At 40.8% G+C, this 15,062-nt stretch carries 12 protein-coding genes; 1 reads left to right on the top strand and 11 read right to left on the bottom strand.

Annotated elements, in window-relative coordinates; all coding sequences use genetic code 11:
• The first annotated feature begins 271 nt into the window (after nt 1–271).
• Nucleotides 272–1,600: a hypothetical protein gene (locus tag PseudUWO311_RS07230; RefSeq protein ID WP_142654529.1), complete on the top strand. Its 1,329-nt coding sequence runs from the start codon at nt 272–274 to the stop codon at nt 1,598–1,600.
• Nucleotides 1,601–1,646: 46 nt separating this feature from the next.
• Here the strand turns inward: PseudUWO311_RS07230 and PseudUWO311_RS07235 are convergent, their stop codons facing one another.
• The 11 genes from PseudUWO311_RS07235 to PseudUWO311_RS07285 all read right to left on the bottom strand — a co-directional run bounded on the left by PseudUWO311_RS07235 (nt 1,647) and on the right by PseudUWO311_RS07285 (nt 14,763).
• The gene (locus tag PseudUWO311_RS07235; RefSeq protein ID WP_142654530.1) at nt 1,647–3,308 is read right to left on the bottom strand and encodes a GMC oxidoreductase; all 1,662 of its coding nucleotides are present in this window, start codon (nt 3,306–3,308) and stop codon (nt 1,647–1,649) included.
• A gap of 305 nt (nt 3,309–3,613) precedes the next feature.
• Nucleotides 3,614–4,063 (bottom strand): NUDIX domain-containing protein, encoded by a 450-nt coding sequence (locus tag PseudUWO311_RS07240; RefSeq protein WP_142654531.1) that lies wholly within the window; start codon nt 4,061–4,063, stop codon nt 3,614–3,616.
• A gap of 31 nt (nt 4,064–4,094) precedes the next feature.
• Nucleotides 4,095–4,649: a phosphonate degradation HD-domain oxygenase gene (locus PseudUWO311_RS07245; protein WP_142654532.1), complete on the bottom strand. Its 555-nt coding sequence runs from the start codon at nt 4,647–4,649 to the stop codon at nt 4,095–4,097.
• A gap of 118 nt (nt 4,650–4,767) precedes the next feature.
• A complete protein-coding gene (locus PseudUWO311_RS07250) occupies nt 4,768–5,406 on the bottom strand; it encodes an ureidoglycolate lyase (RefSeq protein WP_190303429.1) in 639 nt (212 codons plus the stop codon).
• A gap of 12 nt (nt 5,407–5,418) precedes the next feature.
• A complete protein-coding gene (locus PseudUWO311_RS07255) occupies nt 5,419–6,549 on the bottom strand; it encodes a TIGR03364 family FAD-dependent oxidoreductase (RefSeq protein ID WP_142654534.1) in 1,131 nt (376 codons plus the stop codon).
• An 8-nt stretch (nt 6,550–6,557) separates the two neighbouring features.
• Nucleotides 6,558–7,289 carry an HAD hydrolase-like protein gene (locus PseudUWO311_RS07260; protein ID WP_142654535.1) on the bottom strand — a complete coding sequence of 244 codons (732 nt, stop codon included), beginning with the start codon at nt 7,287–7,289 and terminating at the stop codon, nt 6,558–6,560.
• Between the two features lie 77 nt (nt 7,290–7,366).
• Nucleotides 7,367–9,139: a putative 2-aminoethylphosphonate ABC transporter permease subunit gene (locus PseudUWO311_RS07265; protein WP_142654536.1), complete on the bottom strand. Its 1,773-nt coding sequence runs from the start codon at nt 9,137–9,139 to the stop codon at nt 7,367–7,369.
• A 99-nt stretch (nt 9,140–9,238) separates the two neighbouring features.
• The gene (locus tag PseudUWO311_RS07270) at nt 9,239–10,333 is read right to left on the bottom strand and encodes a putative 2-aminoethylphosphonate ABC transporter ATP-binding protein (protein WP_142654599.1); all 1,095 of its coding nucleotides are present in this window, start codon (nt 10,331–10,333) and stop codon (nt 9,239–9,241) included.
• Nucleotides 10,334–10,564: 231 nt separating this feature from the next.
• Nucleotides 10,565–11,689, bottom strand: coding sequence for a putative 2-aminoethylphosphonate ABC transporter substrate-binding protein (locus PseudUWO311_RS07275; RefSeq protein ID WP_142654537.1), 1,125 nt, complete (start codon nt 11,687–11,689; stop codon nt 10,565–10,567).
• Between the two features lie 123 nt (nt 11,690–11,812).
• On the bottom strand, nt 11,813–12,862 hold the full coding sequence (locus PseudUWO311_RS07280) for a metallophosphoesterase family protein (RefSeq protein ID WP_190303430.1): 1,050 nt from the start codon (nt 12,860–12,862) through the stop codon (nt 11,813–11,815).
• Between the two features lie 206 nt (nt 12,863–13,068).
• Nucleotides 13,069–14,763 carry an iron uptake porin gene (locus PseudUWO311_RS07285; protein WP_223807483.1) on the bottom strand — a complete coding sequence of 565 codons (1,695 nt, stop codon included), beginning with the start codon at nt 14,761–14,763 and terminating at the stop codon, nt 13,069–13,071.
• Nucleotides 14,764–15,062 lie beyond the last annotated feature (299 nt).

Below are 15,062 nucleotides of genomic sequence, written 5' to 3' on the forward strand. Positions count from 1 at the left end.
TGCATATAACATTTACATAACTTCCATATATCTTTTTAATAACAAAACTATACTGAGAATCGCTTTTAAATAGTTAAAAAAGTGAATAATATCTATAACAAATACTTTCCAAAGCTTTTTCCGTAAGAAACTATAGCAATTCTAAATGGTTTATGAAAGCGTACCCCAAGGTAGCGTGGCTCTCATAAACCATTTAATCTCACACCTCATTTAGAATTGCTGTATAAGCTTTAAGTATTGTCTAGCTAATACTTTAAAGAATGGAATCATCATGTTCTGGACAGCAGATCGTATTTACTCTCAAGGAATTGAACAAGCGCAACAAAGAATTTATGAATTCTTTTTAGAAATAGTGCGCCGTAAATCCCCAGATGAAGTACTGGCTGATTTCAAGAATTTATTCGTAAATTTTAGTGAGAGTCATAACCCCGAGATTACTGAAGCACTAGATCAAATTTTGACTGCATATAATGAAAAAGAGTTTTTTTATACGCTAAGACGTTGCTGTTATATTCTCATTAACAATTGGACGGTTAGTAACAATCGAGTGAGTATTCAATCATTGATTGATATTTTTAGCCATCCTTCAATTCATAAAAAGCCAAAATCTATTAAATTAAGAACAATTAGAATCTGGTTGCAAATGTTTATCCAGAGTGAAGATTTTCAATCTTTACAACTATTTGCGCTACATCTAGATGATCATCACAAACAAGATCAAAAGTGGGGAAATCGATTTGCCTCGTACTTGCTCGCTTATCAGTATACTAATCCTGCAAGTCCTCTAGAACAAAGACAAGCTGCAAATTTATTAGCCCAAAAACTAAAAAACAAGTTTAAGTTTGATTTGGCTATGTATACTGCGCGTGTTGGCAACCATTCATCGCTACAAAATCAGCAAACAAATCCGACGAGTTTAAGCAATAACGTTATTAATCTTGTTACACTCATGCTCACTAAAAAGAGTGTATTGAACTGTCAAAAGCTAGCTATTAATTTTCTTGAGAATACTAAGGATTCATCTTATCAAGAATTCAAAATCAGCTTGCTTAAATATCTTGATTTCTCTGTTACTGATGTCGAAATATCTGAGACAGTCCAAACTAAACTACAAGATGGCTTGTTGGAATTTAAATCAAACCATGATGATTATCCTGTTAATATATCCTTGATTTTAAAAGCCACAAAGTACTTAATTAGCGAAATCACGATCAGCGATCGCGATCAACCAACTGAGTTATTTAATATTTTACTGCATCATACAAACCCAATTAATTTAGTTGTATTACTCCTCAAGATTTTATTGATTAGTGAATCTATTCGTCCGTATCTAGAACTAAGAGTAGCAGCCATAATTAAGTACTACAGTCAATATAGTGAAACCAAGTGTAAATCGGTGATTGCATTTATCGATATGCTTAATATCGCTTTAGCAATTTATGCTGGCGAAACCCGTTACAACATTGTGAAAATGAATCCATATGAATTGTCAAATTCACAGGAAAATGACTCTCAATCAGATTCAAATATTTCTGCTTCAGATTCAAATATTTCTGCTTTTGACACTAGAAAATATCGGATTTTTTCACAAGCTCGATAATAAGACCAAAAAGCATGAGGCAGAGCATCGCTCTGCCTCATGCTTTTTAAAAAATACCTTTACGCATTCCTTCGGCAATAAACTCACCTGCCCTTGCAGTAATCGCCATCTCAGTCAAAGTAGGACTTTGCCAGCCTGAAGATGCCCAGCAAGCTCCATCAGTAACAAAAAGATTAGGAGCATCCCATACTTGGTTGTTAGCATTCACTACTGAGTTTGTAGGAGAAGTTCCCATTCTTGCGCCACCCACTTCGTGAATGTAATAACCTGGAGGAGATGAAAACGCCATATTTTCTTCCATGCGGCTCACAAAATCCGCAAAGATTGGAACATGGAACATATCGGTTAACTTCATATTCTGACCGCCAGCAAGCTTAATGATTTCATCAATCTGCTGATGCATATGGTCTAGCATAAGATGTTCATTTTCTGACCAAGCACATTCGATATGGGGAACAGGAATTCCCCATGCATCAACGACTTCATTGCTTAATTGAATTTGATTTTTATAACGAGGTAAAACTTCTCCATGGGCAATCAGAAAACCAATGGAACCCGAACCAACTTTACGGACAATACTTGGTAAATCAAAGCGCTGCACCCCTCCCCAAATGCCATAGCCACGCAAAAAATTCTCCTGTTGTGATTCTAAATTAGTAAAGCAGGGAATAAAAAAGCTATCACATCCCGAAAGGTCAAAGGTTTTAGGTTGCTTGATATTTGGTAAGAAAAAGAAAGTGGAAGTAGATACGTGATCCATCAGATAGTGTCCTAGCATTCCTGAAGGGTTGGTTAAACCCGCAGGTTGATATTGCTCGGTGGAATGTAAGAGAATCCTCACCGACTCAATCGTAGAAGCACATAAGACAACGGTTCGCGCAAATACCTCATGGATGGTTTTGCTGTTGCGATCGCGATATACCACACCACGAGCTTTGCGAGTATCTGGGTCAAAGATGACATGACTGACTACAGCATCCGATCGCAAAGTCACATTACCCGTTGCGATCGCTGCCTTGAGCGAAGAGCCAAGACTGGAATACATCGGCCAAGGTTGCTCTGGGGTGGGGCGGTGCAGAGCAAAGCCCCTTGATGGGATTAGGCAACGGTCAGACCAATTTGCTTCCACAACTTGCTTCAGATGCAGTTCGGCGGGAGTAAGCGGTAACGTGGGTTGATATTCGCCATCGGGAAGTTGGGCTAAACCTTCTTGGCTGCCATACACCTGAAAAAATCTTTCCAATTTACCGTAGTAAGGTGCGAGATCTGCATGGGCGATCGGCCAGTCTTGTTCATGTCCATCACGACTTGCTGCTTTAAATTCATAATCCGATAGCCGCAGTGTAATTCCACCCCAAGTTAAGCTTTTGCCGCCCACCTGCCGACCACGAATCCAGAAAAATGGCTGATCTTCTGGTGTGGTATAAGGATTGTCTTTCTCATCAATAAACAAGTCAGGGTTTGCTTTCCAATACCCAGGGTGCATTGATTGGTAAGACTGCCGCTTAGAAATGGCAAGATTGTAAAAGCGCTTTGCCATATCTCTGACCTGATGTCCTAGATCTGCCTTGGCATCGGGTGTGCGACCTGCCTCTAAGACAAGGACTTTGAGACCACGTTCGCTCAATTCTTTTGCCGCAACGCCGCCATTGGCTCCAGAGCCAACCACGATCGCATCATAAATTTCTGAAGAGGTATGGGTACTCATCTTTCTTGACAAACCTTAAGCTTTTTATTTGCATGGCAACCACAGCAATTTAATATCTTGCCTGAAAATGCCCCCAGAATTGCAAAGGTTTCGCGGATTAACGTTTTATCCAAAACACAAAGTGGCTGCGCCACTTTGTGTTTTTACCACCCTTACAGGGTTTGGGTCTTAATCCACTGAAGTGTTGCCACACTTTTGTGAACTGGTGTTATAGCCAAGTGAGCTAAGAAATAAACTCCAAATATAGAGTTGCGCCGCAACTCTATTTTGGAGTCTCACTTGGCTATAGCTGTTATACGTTCCACCTAACGTCCTTTAGTCATAGCAATAAACGCGTTGATAGCTTGCCAACAGCGTACCGAACAAGTTTCTGGAGTGATCGAATTGATTGGTATCCATTGAATTCCCTTTACCCCTATTTCTGGATCAGAGCTACTCAAAACACAAGATGCTCTATTTACAGAACATTGATAAATAATGTTAACGTTATGGAGTAATCGGTCTTCCATAAGTGGATCGGGGAAAAAACTATCCGTTGCGGCTAATAATTGCTTAACCTCAAAGTGAGTTATTCCTGTTTCTTCTTCGACCTCTCGCCGTAGTCCTTCTAGAATAGGTTCAGATGGTTCAAGTCCACCTCCAGGTAAATCCCAACAATCTATCTCTGGTAATGTCATTTGGTGGATCAATAAAACCTCATCTAAATCCACAAAAAGACCGTTGACTGTTACTCTCAATCTTGTCTGTTGCATCATGCTAAGCCATTTAGTAAGACTTTTTCTTTGCCTATCCTATATCCAAAAGACTGCTTTCAACCGTAGTTCTAAAACTGTTTAAATCTGGAGTTCTCAATCCTTCTACCTTTGCGAGATCGTCCCAGATTCTAAGTTTTACAGCATCTTTAGCGTAAGGCTTTAAGATAAAGATCGATGATTCTTCCTTGGAGTAAGCCCCGCCTTGCAAAAGTAAACTGCTCTTAGAATTTTCTGATAAGCTTTCATAATATGCAGGGTCTACAGCACAAAGATATCGCTTTGCCTCTACATGTAGTGAGATCGCCTCAGTGACTGCCTCGGAGAAGAGTTTTTGTAGATATTTTGCCCCTTCATGCTCATGGCGATCGTCGATTGCCTGCTCGGTTGGATTTTCACCAAGATCATGCAACAAATGACCAAGATCGTGCAGAAGACAAGCGGTAATCAGCTCTGGACTGGCTTTATGCTCTTTGGCAAGAGTAGCGCATTGCAAACCATGTTCTAACTGGGTAATAGGTTCGCCGCCATATTGGGCGTGACCTCTAGTTGCAAATATATCAAAGATTTCGTCAAGATCTAGTCTCATTCTATTACTCCTAATTACAGACTATTGAGGCTTTAAATAATATTGAGAGAAGTTTAAAAGTGCCGCTTCGCGGCACTTTTAAACTTCTCTCTGGGTTTAGTTTTAGCTCAGAGCGCTATTATTTGAACTCAGCCTCAAGTAAACAATTAAATTCTCTCGCAAAATCAATAGAAACACGAGCGTGAACCGCACCCTGTTTGTCAAAAAAACGTTGTTTCCCAGATCTGGGAAATACACCTTCATGCCATACATTGGGATAGATATACAAGCCACAACTGCCATCAAACCGAAAGCAAACAAAATCTTCAGGCTTAACATCATCTCCTGCTAATGCTAACGGCACAAAGAAAGGATTCTTGTCGAGAGGAAAAAATAGCTGTCCGCCATCGGGATGGTAATTAGCGTGCCATAGGAGCATTTTTTCTGGTGGGCGATCGCTTGCCACATCAGCTAGGCATGGTTCGTTCGCATAAGCCAAAATGTAATGACCGTCTACCGCTTCGTTATGTCCAAAGAGAATTCCTCCTTTCCATTCGCTTAAAAACACTCCTTCTATAGTGCCACCACCATCGCCACTATCGGGATCGACAGCCCGCCAACCCTGCGATCGCCAGCGCACGATTTCCACCCGAACATTATCGGGATCGCTTACTAAGTATCCATATCCATCTAGATTTGCGTCGGTTGCATCAACTACAGGCATGGCAACACGCCTGAGATCTTTAGGAATATTAGGATTTAGATAGTCTATGGTCATAAAGATCTGTACCTAAAGCAAAGAGATATTTTCTTCGGCTAAGCCAAAGGATAAGGTCATTCCCGCTCCACTAAGCCCGTTAACGATGGTGACATTGGCTTCTGGCTCGGCAATAAATTCTGTTTTCCCAGCAAGCTTTGCATAGACCCCATGCCATGTTTCGGAAATCTTGAGTTCTGGGAATTTTGCAAATGTTTGCAAATAATCGAGAACATAATTATTAATTTCGGCGCGATCGAAGGGATCGGGAGTCAATCCATATTCATGGGAATCACCGAGAATTAATTCTCCTAAGCCATTTTGCGAAACCATCACATGAATTCCCCATTCTGGAAAATGTGGAGTTTCTAGTTCAATTCTTTTTTTCAAAGCGTCTAGGGTTTGACAATGACTGAAAGAACCATAGTGAGTTAATGTCAGACCAGCATAGAGGGAAGGACCTAATCTCCAATTTGCAGGTTGGGATACGGTTCGCATCATTTGCAACTTTACTTTGGTAATGTTGCTTTCTGCATAAATTTGTGGATAGAGGGTTTCAAAATCTGCACCGCTACAAACAAAAATGCGATCGGCAGTCCAAGACTCATTGCCCACTTGCAGATTGGGATAAGCGATCGCATTGACGACTTTGCCAAATTGAAATTCAATTGGATAATTACTAGCTAAAAATGCTGGCAATTTTTGGATTACCTCCCTCGGATCGACGGTTACTTCAGTGCTGCTCCATAAAGCGCCTAGTAATCCTTCAGTGATGGCAGCTTCACTCTTTTTAGCAACAGCTTCGGCATTTAACAAAGCGATCGTGTCAACGCCTTCATTGGTTGCCATGAATTCCTCAAGTACGTCCAGTTCGTCTTGACGATAAGCAAGCAAGAGAGAGCCGCTGGGATCGTGATATAGTCCTGCTTTCTCGACAACTTCAAGCCAGATTTCTCTGGACTTGAAAGCGCGATCGCGTAATTTCCCATTTGGTTGACCTACTGGCCAAACCATCCCAAAATTACGGATCGAAGCGCCGACAGCCTCAAGATTCCTTTCAAATACTGTTACTTTGTAACCGCGTTTGGCGGCTGCTAGAGCATGGGCGAGCCCTACGATGCCTGCACCGACGATCGCAATTTCTGTATGATTTGTCTTACTCATAAATGATTTTAGGAGATTAAGCTGGATAATTTATTTTGGAATTCAGATAGGGATACAACTAAGCCATCATTGGGATAAATGGCTAATTGCTCGTGGGTATGAGTGCCATTAGTAACTCCAAAAGTATAAAGGCAATTTGCATTGTGCCCTGCCAAAAGATCGGAAGGAGTATCACCAATACAAATCACTTGTTGTGGATTAGCGATCGCCAACTGATACATTGCCTTTTGAATCATATATGGGGCTGGGCGACCTTCTTGGTTATAAATCTCCGATGGAGTGATCGAGGCTTGAATCAACGAGTTATCAGAGCCAACATAATCAGAATCGAGTCCCTTATTCCAACCAAGACGACTGAGAATAATATCTGTCACTTCGCGATAAAAGCCTGTGGTCAGAGCAATTTTAATTTGATGAGATCGCAGCCATTCAAATAGCTCTAAGCATCCCTCAGTCGGCTCAACAGGTTGAGTACGATAATGATCTTCCAAAATTTGTTTAAACTCGATAAAGGAAGTTTCTACTTTAGAAATGTAGCTGGGATCTTCTTTGTCGATCTGTTCAGCCCACAGAGTCTGAAAAACCACCTTTTTAGAAATTCCCATCATTGCAATAACTCTGTCGGTCTGAGCCTCTAGCCCAGTCTTAGCCGCAGCTTGCATAAAGCATTCTTCTACTTCGCGATCGTCTTTGACGGTCGTACCAGCCATATCAAAAACGACTAATTTTATTGCAGTCACGATTTTCACCTTTTTCTAATTGCTATTATTTGCGATACTAAAGATATAGTTGTACGCTTTATACGAAACTATATCTTTTATCGTTTTAGCCAAGTCTGTGTGCTTTTTGATAAACCTTTTGTTAACAACCAATAGAGAATTCTCACCGCAATACTTGTCAAAACTAGAGCCGTAGACATCGCCGCTGCGGGAGCAACATCACCTGCGTCATCCATATTGACAATCGCCACGGCAGCTAGAGGAGCATTTGGGGGATACAAGAAAATAATTGCTGAAATAGTAACCATCGAATTTACAAAAAAGTAACTGCCTAATTCTAAGATTGCAGGAATAGTTAAAGGAATCGTCACGCGCCAAAAGGTTTTGTAAAATGGAACGCCCATAGAAGCTGAGACTGACTCAAATTCTGGATCGATTTGCTTCAGGGCAGTGCTTGCAGTTAAGAAGCCAACAGTATAAAAATGGATGATATTACAGATGACCAACAGAGAGATCGTTCCATAAAGTCCGTTAAAGGGATTGACTAAAGCGAGATTTGTATAGGGAATATTCCATAATGGCTTGTTAAAGAAAAATACATAGGATAGTCCTAATACTAGACCAGGTAGAGCTAGAGGAATTGTCGATAAGAAATAGTTAAACGATCGCATCAGTTTAAATCCTTTACCTTTCTCGACTAGGTACGCTCCCATAAATACTGCGATCGTGCCAAAAAAAGCCGTATAGAGAGAAACCTGAATACTATTCCAATAAGCATCTAGTCCGCCGCCGCCAACTGCATTAAAATCGTAATGCTTAGTGGTGAGGGTGAAATTATAGGGCCATACCTTAACCAAAGAGGCAAGAATAATTGTGCCAAATACTAACAGAATGAAACTAACAATTAAGCTGCAAAAAGCAAACATTAGCCAGTCTAATTTTGGATTAGGGCTGGGTTGAAAAGGAACAGATCGACTACTTACTAAAGCGGTTTGGCGACCTTGGAAAATACGATCAAGAATATAAGCGATCGCGGTAGGAAGCAATAAAAACACCCCAATCGTTGCACCCATCGAGAAGTTCTGCTGACCAATCACCTGCTTATAAATATCAGTTGCAAGAACATTAAATCCGCCACCAACTACTTTAGGTACACCAAAGTCAGTAAAAGCTAGAGTAAAACAAACAAAAATTGCACTCATCAAGCCATACTTAACGCTTGGTAAAGTCACTGTAAAAAATACGCGATGGGCTGGTGTCCGCAGAGCTGATGCTGCCTCATAAAGTCTGGCATCAGTAATATTTAAAGCTGTCATCAACAAAATTACGGCTTGGGGAAAGCAATACAGAACTTCACCAATAATGATCCCATTGGAACCATATAGATTAATATCAAATCCTGCAATCAACGAAAAAAATCCAGTAGTTATTAAGCCCTTATTCCCAAACAGATAAACTAATCCAATACTGTGAGCTAGGGGTGGGATAAACAGAGGTAGCAAGCCAATAATGCGAAAGAAAGGCTTGCCAAACATCGCAGTTCGAGTTAAGGCATAAGCATATATAAAACCTAAAACAACGGAGATCGTTGCACTAATGATCGCGATATAGAAGGTGTTAAATATCGAAACCGAAAGCGCTGGAGTCTGAAAATAGCGAATGTAATTATCTAGCCCTATCCATAGCCCATCCGTATCCTGAAAGCTGCGGATTAACATTGGATATAGCGGCAGTAATACGCCAACCAAAAGCCCAAGCGTACTTAAAACAATAAACCCTCTCAAGATCCAATCTTCTTTGGTTAGGATTTGCTGAACTTGGGCTTGAGGCTTCACTGGAAAGCTGCTTTTTTTTTCTGGTGCTAATGTCATAGGACAACTTACTCAAAAATGAGGGAGTGATAGTGATGGCAGAGAGATTTCATGGTTAGGATTGGTAGTGAAAAGCGCCGTCCATCCTAAGGGAATTTATCATTTAGGAAAAATTTGCAAATGCTCGCTAGGGATTTGGATTGTTAATGTTGTTCCCAAATTTAATTCGATCTGTCTTGCCTGATGAATAGAAACCTCAATCGTGATAGTTACCTTAGAATTACCTTCAGGGCGCAAGGTAATGTGATATACAGAGCCAAGAAATTCTATGCCTTCGATATCAGCACTGACAATGTTAGCTAAATCCTCATTTTGCTTGTTACTATCTAATAAATGAATCGACTCAGGACGAATTGCAATTTCAATCTGGCTATTTACTTCAAATTCTCCAATATTTGCATCTAGCAAAATATTGCCACATCGTATCTGTGTAGAAGAAATAACTTCGCCAGTCCAAAGATTAGTAGAACCAATAAAGTTTGCCACGAAAGGAGTCTTAGGATTTTGGTAAACTACGCGGGGAGTTCCAACTTGAGCGATTACACCTTTATCCATAACCACAACGCGATCAGCCATCGTCAAGGCTTCCTCTTGATCGTGCGTTACCATAACAGTCGTTACACCCAAACGCTTTTGCAATTGAGTGATTTCAACACGCAGACGACCTCTGACTTTGGCATCCAAAGCTGATAATGGTTCGTCTAAAAGTAATAAGCTCGGAGATAGAGCTAAAGCTCTCGCTAGGGCAATTCTCTGCTGCTGTCCACCAGACATTTGGGCAGGATATTTTTTGCTAAAACCTTCTAAACCGACTGTCTCAAGCAATTCCTTTACCCGTTGCTCGATCTGTCGCTTAGGCATAGGTGTATTCTGCAACCCATAGGCGATATTTTGCGATGCCGTGAGATTGGGAAATAAAGCATAAGATTGAAATACTATACCAAAATCTCGTTTTGCAGGAGGTAAATGAGAAACATCTTTACCTCCTTGCATTACCAGTCCAGTGGTCTGCTGTTCTAAACCAGCGATGATTCGAAGTAATGTTGTTTTACCGCAACCACTGGGACCTAATAAACAGACAAACTCTCCAGCATAAACATTGAGATTTATATCATTAAGAGCTATAAATTGCCCAAATGACTTATGAACATTCTCAATTTGGAGATACGGTTGCCCAAGATCCTTCTTATTCATTGATGAAGCAAAAGTAGAATTTGGCTCTTGGATTTTTTGTGAGCTTTGCTGAATGTCAGCAAATTCTCCCTGCGAGCTAGCTTGACTTGCGATCGCGTCTGTCCCGTCCGAAGAATTTGTCATGATTTTGTTAAGCCTCAGAAGTTTTTTATGATTGCGTTCTAGTCTTAAATGTTTGTTTTCGAGAAAGATTGCAAAGCAATCTTTCTCGAAATTCTCTCGAAGTTTTATTTACTTCTTCTTTGCTTCAGACTTGGAATCATAGCGCTTAGTCCATTCTGCTAAAATCTTATCGCGGTTAGAAGCAGCCCATTTCAGATCGTTCTTAGTAGATAGCTGCTTGAGTGGATCTTCGGGGAAGCCAGCAGGAATCGGCACATCGGTCTTGACGGCAGTTAAGGGGAAGTTTTTAGCATACTTTTTGGAGATTTCAGGAGAAATTGCCCAATCCAAGAAAGTCTTAGCCGCAGGATTGATATTAGCTTTCTTAACCAAAGCATTAGCCTCAACATCCCACCCAGAACCTTCTTTAGGGAAAACTGGCTGGATTGGTTCACCAGCATTTTTTTGCTTTACAGCACGATATCCAAAGGAAATACCGATCGCATATTCGCCAGATCCTGCAAGTTTGCAAGGCTTAGAACCAGAATGAACATATTGAGCAATATTTTCATGTAGGGCATCTAAGTACTTCCAACCTTCTGCATCTCCCATCATTTGCAAAATAACTGATACTGAGAGAAAGCCAGTACCCGAAGATGCAGGATTGGACATCACAATCTGACCTTTGTACTCAGGTTTGATTAGATCTGCCCAAGATTGAGGGATTGGTAAATTCTTTTTGCCAGCTTCAACCGTATTGACGCAAAAAGCTGATTCCCATGCATCAATACCTACCCAATGTGGTGGATTTTGACTATCTCTAAACATGGGCTGAACTGCATCTAGTCCCTTAGGAGCGTAAGGCTCTAGCATCCCTTGCTTATCGGCAACAAGTAGACTTGAGGCAGCAAGTCCCCAAACTACATCAGCAGTAGGGTTATCTTTCTCTGCGAGAAGTTTGGCAGTAACTACGCCAGTAGAGTCGCGAACCTTGTTAACCTTGATGTCAGGATATTGCTTCTGAAATAAAGGCAAATACTCTGATAATTGGTCATCTTCGAGAGCAGTATAAACCGTAATACCGCCAGTAGTAGGTTTAGCTACTTCGGCTGGCTTAGTTGCGTTAGTACCCGTGGTTGTTTTAGTTTTATTTTCGGGAGTCTGTGTCTGGACGCAGGCAGTTACAAATACTGTTATAAGAAAAGCTGACACTAGACTTAAGGAAAAGCGAAGCCACTTTTTATTGATAAACATAATGAATTACTCCCTGTAAAAATAATCACTGCAAAAAGGAACTTGGTTTGAAGAGAATCATATTTATTTCTCTAACATCCTCATAAACAAAAAGAGAGTAAAAATTTCTACTCTCTTTTCTGTTTAGCTATTCCAACTAATGTCTCCGCGATCGCGAACGGTTGTAGGATATTTGTCGCTTGGAGCTAGATACCCATCTTTAGGAACATCTCGACCATAACTAGTGACCATCACGCGATTGTCTTTCATTACGCTAACTACGGTATAGCCAAAAGCGTTGTTTTTAGCTTGATCGACAACCTTATCAAGCTTGCTGCCACCATTACCTGCAATGATCTGCCATGTATTACCATTTGGCCCTTTGGCGCGATAGTAAACATGATTGTGAGCAGCTAGCATCGCTTCTGCTTTGTTCTTGACAAGACTTGTCCAGAACTCATCGCGATCGCTTGGATACAATTTACCCAATCCATCTTCCTTATCTTCGGCAGGGCTGTATAGATTTTTAGGATAGGAATAAGCAGGTTTGTGCCCAATCGCAAAGATATGCTTAGCAAAACGCGATTTTGCCTTATCCAGATCCTGAGCGATCCAATTTTTCGGCACGCTCCAATCTCGACCGACAGGATCGGTATTAAGGACAAGAAAATGCGTTCCTTTGTAATCAAAGGAATAAGTCAACTTGCTTTGGTCGGTTTTGAGATTATCTTTACCACCAGCACGAGGGCCATTCCCAGCATATTTGAGGTAAGGAGCCATTACCTTCAGCCAAGATTTCTCTGCGCCTTCATAGGAGACTTTCTTTTCATTCTGGGTCTCGTGGTTGCCCGTAACAGGGATTAAGGTTGTCTTGCTAGAAGCTAAAGGCGAACTTTCGTAAAGTTCGCGCCAACCTTTTAACTGAGATTCAAGATTTTTAGTGTCAGAAGTGTAACCAAAAACTAAATCACCAGCAAAAAACATGAACTTTGGCGGCGGATTTAATTCGGCTACTTCCTTGAATGTACGTTTTAACTGTTCGATATTAGCAGTGCTAGGGGAGGTCTTATCAACATCACCTTTGTCTACTCGATTACACCCAACTACCACAAAGGAAAATTCAACATCTTTGTTAGAAAATGCCGACTCGTTGATTTGCGAAAGACTTGGCTGATTTGCGAAGAATATAATCATGCTAAAACTAGCGATCGCAAACAGAATAAATCTGAATATATGAGATCGGAACAAACGCTGAATTTGCATAGGATTTATGTTTTAGCTACTGAGTAAAATTAAAAAGCAGCGAAGAATATTCGCTTCACTGCTTTTTATTGATCTATAACCATTCTGCTAAGGCAAAGGATAAGTAGCGAATTATCAACTTATTCTTACGACCAAGTTTAGAAAGTGAATAGTGTTCTAATCGTTGCCACCCAAGTTGTAGGGTTCAATGCATTATGGTTGGGATTGAAGATAGCAATTACACCAGGAGTAACTGATATATTCTTGCTGACGCGAAAAGAATATTGGAGTTCTAGAAGATATGCAGTGTCTGGATCAACTCTCGTGGGGTCACTATTTGAAGTGACTTTTGGAGGCATTCCGAAAATAATTCCACCTCTATTGCCTTCAGCAAAGAGATCGGGAAATGCTAGGTTAACGCTCCAGTTAAACAAGTTAGCAGTATTGCCAATATTTGCTCCTGACTCTTGTCGGGCATTGGCAAAACCAACCCAGCCGCCAAAGTTAAATCCTTTAGAAACTAGCCATTCAAATTGAGCACCATAGCGATCGGCGGAAGTATCAAAAGCCCCAAATGGTTGATTCCCGAAATTACTGCCAGTGTTTGAAGATAGATTTACATCTTTGCCTGGTTCAAAACTACGAGCATACATCGCTCCAATTTTAAAGTTTTGCGCAGGAGCGAAAACAACTTGCAAGTTTGCGATATAAGCACCGTTGAATAAGCCATTCTGCCCTGTCGCAACGTTAGCGCCAGTAGTTCCAGTATTGTTGCCAGACTTACCAAAGTAACTAGCGGCTACAGAGAATTTTGGATCGATTTTATAATTAAAACCAATGCCAATACCTGATGGACCACGGAATGTTAGTGGATCGTAACGACCAAATCTCGATAAAGCACCCTTATCGCTGCTTTCAAAATATGGATTCAGAGTGTCGGCAACGTCATCGGGATCGAGTTGATTGGCTCCTACATAGGCGGTCAAGCTATTCCCAATTGGGAAGCGATAATAAAACTTGTCAATCTCAAATGTGTTTGTCGTGTCTTGAGTAAAAGCCAAACGAGCCATATTAGTGCCTGATGCACTGCCCAAATTGGGCATATTTGCCGCTTGCAAACGAGTACGAAGTAAATCTTTACCAGTAAAGCTCGTATCAAAGTTCAATCTTGCGCGATAAGAAAGATTGAGGTTTGTAGAATTGGTGGTTTTTTGAGGGTTTTGGAGGGCTGTTCCTGTTCCCACACTACCAAAAGTATCGGCAAGAGCAAAAATTACTGTAGCGCTTAGTTTGGTAGTGGTAGAAAACTGTTGGGCTTCTAACTTAGCGACTTTGGCATCAAGGGCATCAACTCGACCTCTTAGTGTTGCAAGTTCGGCAGCAAACTCTTCTTGAAGTTTTTTAAGAGTGGCGAGGTCTTCCTTGCTGACTTTATCTGCTAAACCAGCAGAAATAATTTCGTTAACCTTATCAAGACAAGCATTTAAACCAGCCGCAAATTCATAACGCGACAAGGCTTGCTTACCTCGGTAAGTACGATCAGGGAATCCTGCAATACATCCATATCTTTCCACTAAGGACTGCAATGATGTAAAAGCCCAGTCTGTCGGTTTGACATCAGAAAGCTGTGATACTGAAGTAACATTTTGGGAGACTTTCTCTGGCTCTTGGATAGAAGAATCAGCTAGAGTATCTTTTTCGATTTTTTCTAAAGTATTGAGTACCTTAGCACTATTTTGGGAAGTTGAAATCGATATTACTTCTTTTGCACTGGCAGATCCAGTTGCGAATGGTAATAGCAGAACTGAAGCAACTACGAATGGTTGAACTGAAAACCTTTTAAAATAAAACATGACACCTTTTCTCACACTAAAAGTCATCATACTTTTCAGTGGACATTCATGATTTAACTTATGATTAAGCTTGATTTAAATTTTGGTAGCCTAGCCCTAAAAAAGAAACGATAGAACCGTAAACAAAGAAGCATTGTAATAGCGCCTCAAATCTTCTCGTTTGAAAATTAAAGGGCGATCGCTTTCTTGAGAATCAATCTTCTATTGTGAGGCGATCGCATCATAAATTTCTGAAAAGGGATGGGTACTCATCTTATTCCTTGACAAACCTTAAGCTTTTAGATATTCGCTTAGCAACC

This window comes from Pseudanabaena sp. UWO311 (assembly GCF_006937785.1).
GTDB lineage: Bacteria > Cyanobacteriota > Cyanobacteriia > Pseudanabaenales > Pseudanabaenaceae > Pseudanabaena.

What these genes read in the sequence shown, in the direction of transcription:
- PseudUWO311_RS07230 (WP_142654529.1), top strand. Translation starts at nt 272, where the DNA reads ATGTTCTGGACAGCAGATCGTATTTACTCTCAAGGAATTGAACAAGCG.
- PseudUWO311_RS07235 (WP_142654530.1), bottom strand. Translation starts at nt 3,308, where the DNA reads ATGAGTACCCATACCTCTTCAGAAATTTATGATGCGATCGTGGTTGGC.
- PseudUWO311_RS07240 (WP_142654531.1), bottom strand. Translation starts at nt 4,063, where the DNA reads ATGATGCAACAGACAAGATTGAGAGTAACAGTCAACGGTCTTTTTGTG.
- PseudUWO311_RS07245 (WP_142654532.1), bottom strand. Translation starts at nt 4,649, where the DNA reads ATGAGACTAGATCTTGACGAAATCTTTGATATATTTGCAACTAGAGGT.
- PseudUWO311_RS07250 (WP_190303429.1), bottom strand. Translation starts at nt 5,406, where the DNA reads ATGACCATAGACTATCTAAATCCTAATATTCCTAAAGATCTCAGGCGT.
- PseudUWO311_RS07255 (WP_142654534.1), bottom strand. Translation starts at nt 6,549, where the DNA reads ATGAGTAAGACAAATCATACAGAAATTGCGATCGTCGGTGCAGGCATC.
- PseudUWO311_RS07265 (WP_142654536.1), bottom strand. Translation starts at nt 9,139, where the DNA reads ATGACATTAGCACCAGAAAAAAAAAGCAGCTTTCCAGTGAAGCCTCAA.
- PseudUWO311_RS07270 (WP_142654599.1), bottom strand. Translation starts at nt 10,333, where the DNA reads ATGAATAAGAAGGATCTTGGGCAACCGTATCTCCAAATTGAGAATGTT.
- PseudUWO311_RS07275 (WP_142654537.1), bottom strand. Translation starts at nt 11,689, where the DNA reads ATGTTTATCAATAAAAAGTGGCTTCGCTTTTCCTTAAGTCTAGTGTCA.
- PseudUWO311_RS07280 (WP_190303430.1), bottom strand. Translation starts at nt 12,862, where the DNA reads ATGATTATATTCTTCGCAAATCAGCCAAGTCTTTCGCAAATCAACGAG.
- PseudUWO311_RS07285 (WP_223807483.1), bottom strand. Translation starts at nt 14,763, where the DNA reads ATGTTTTATTTTAAAAGGTTTTCAGTTCAACCATTCGTAGTTGCTTCA.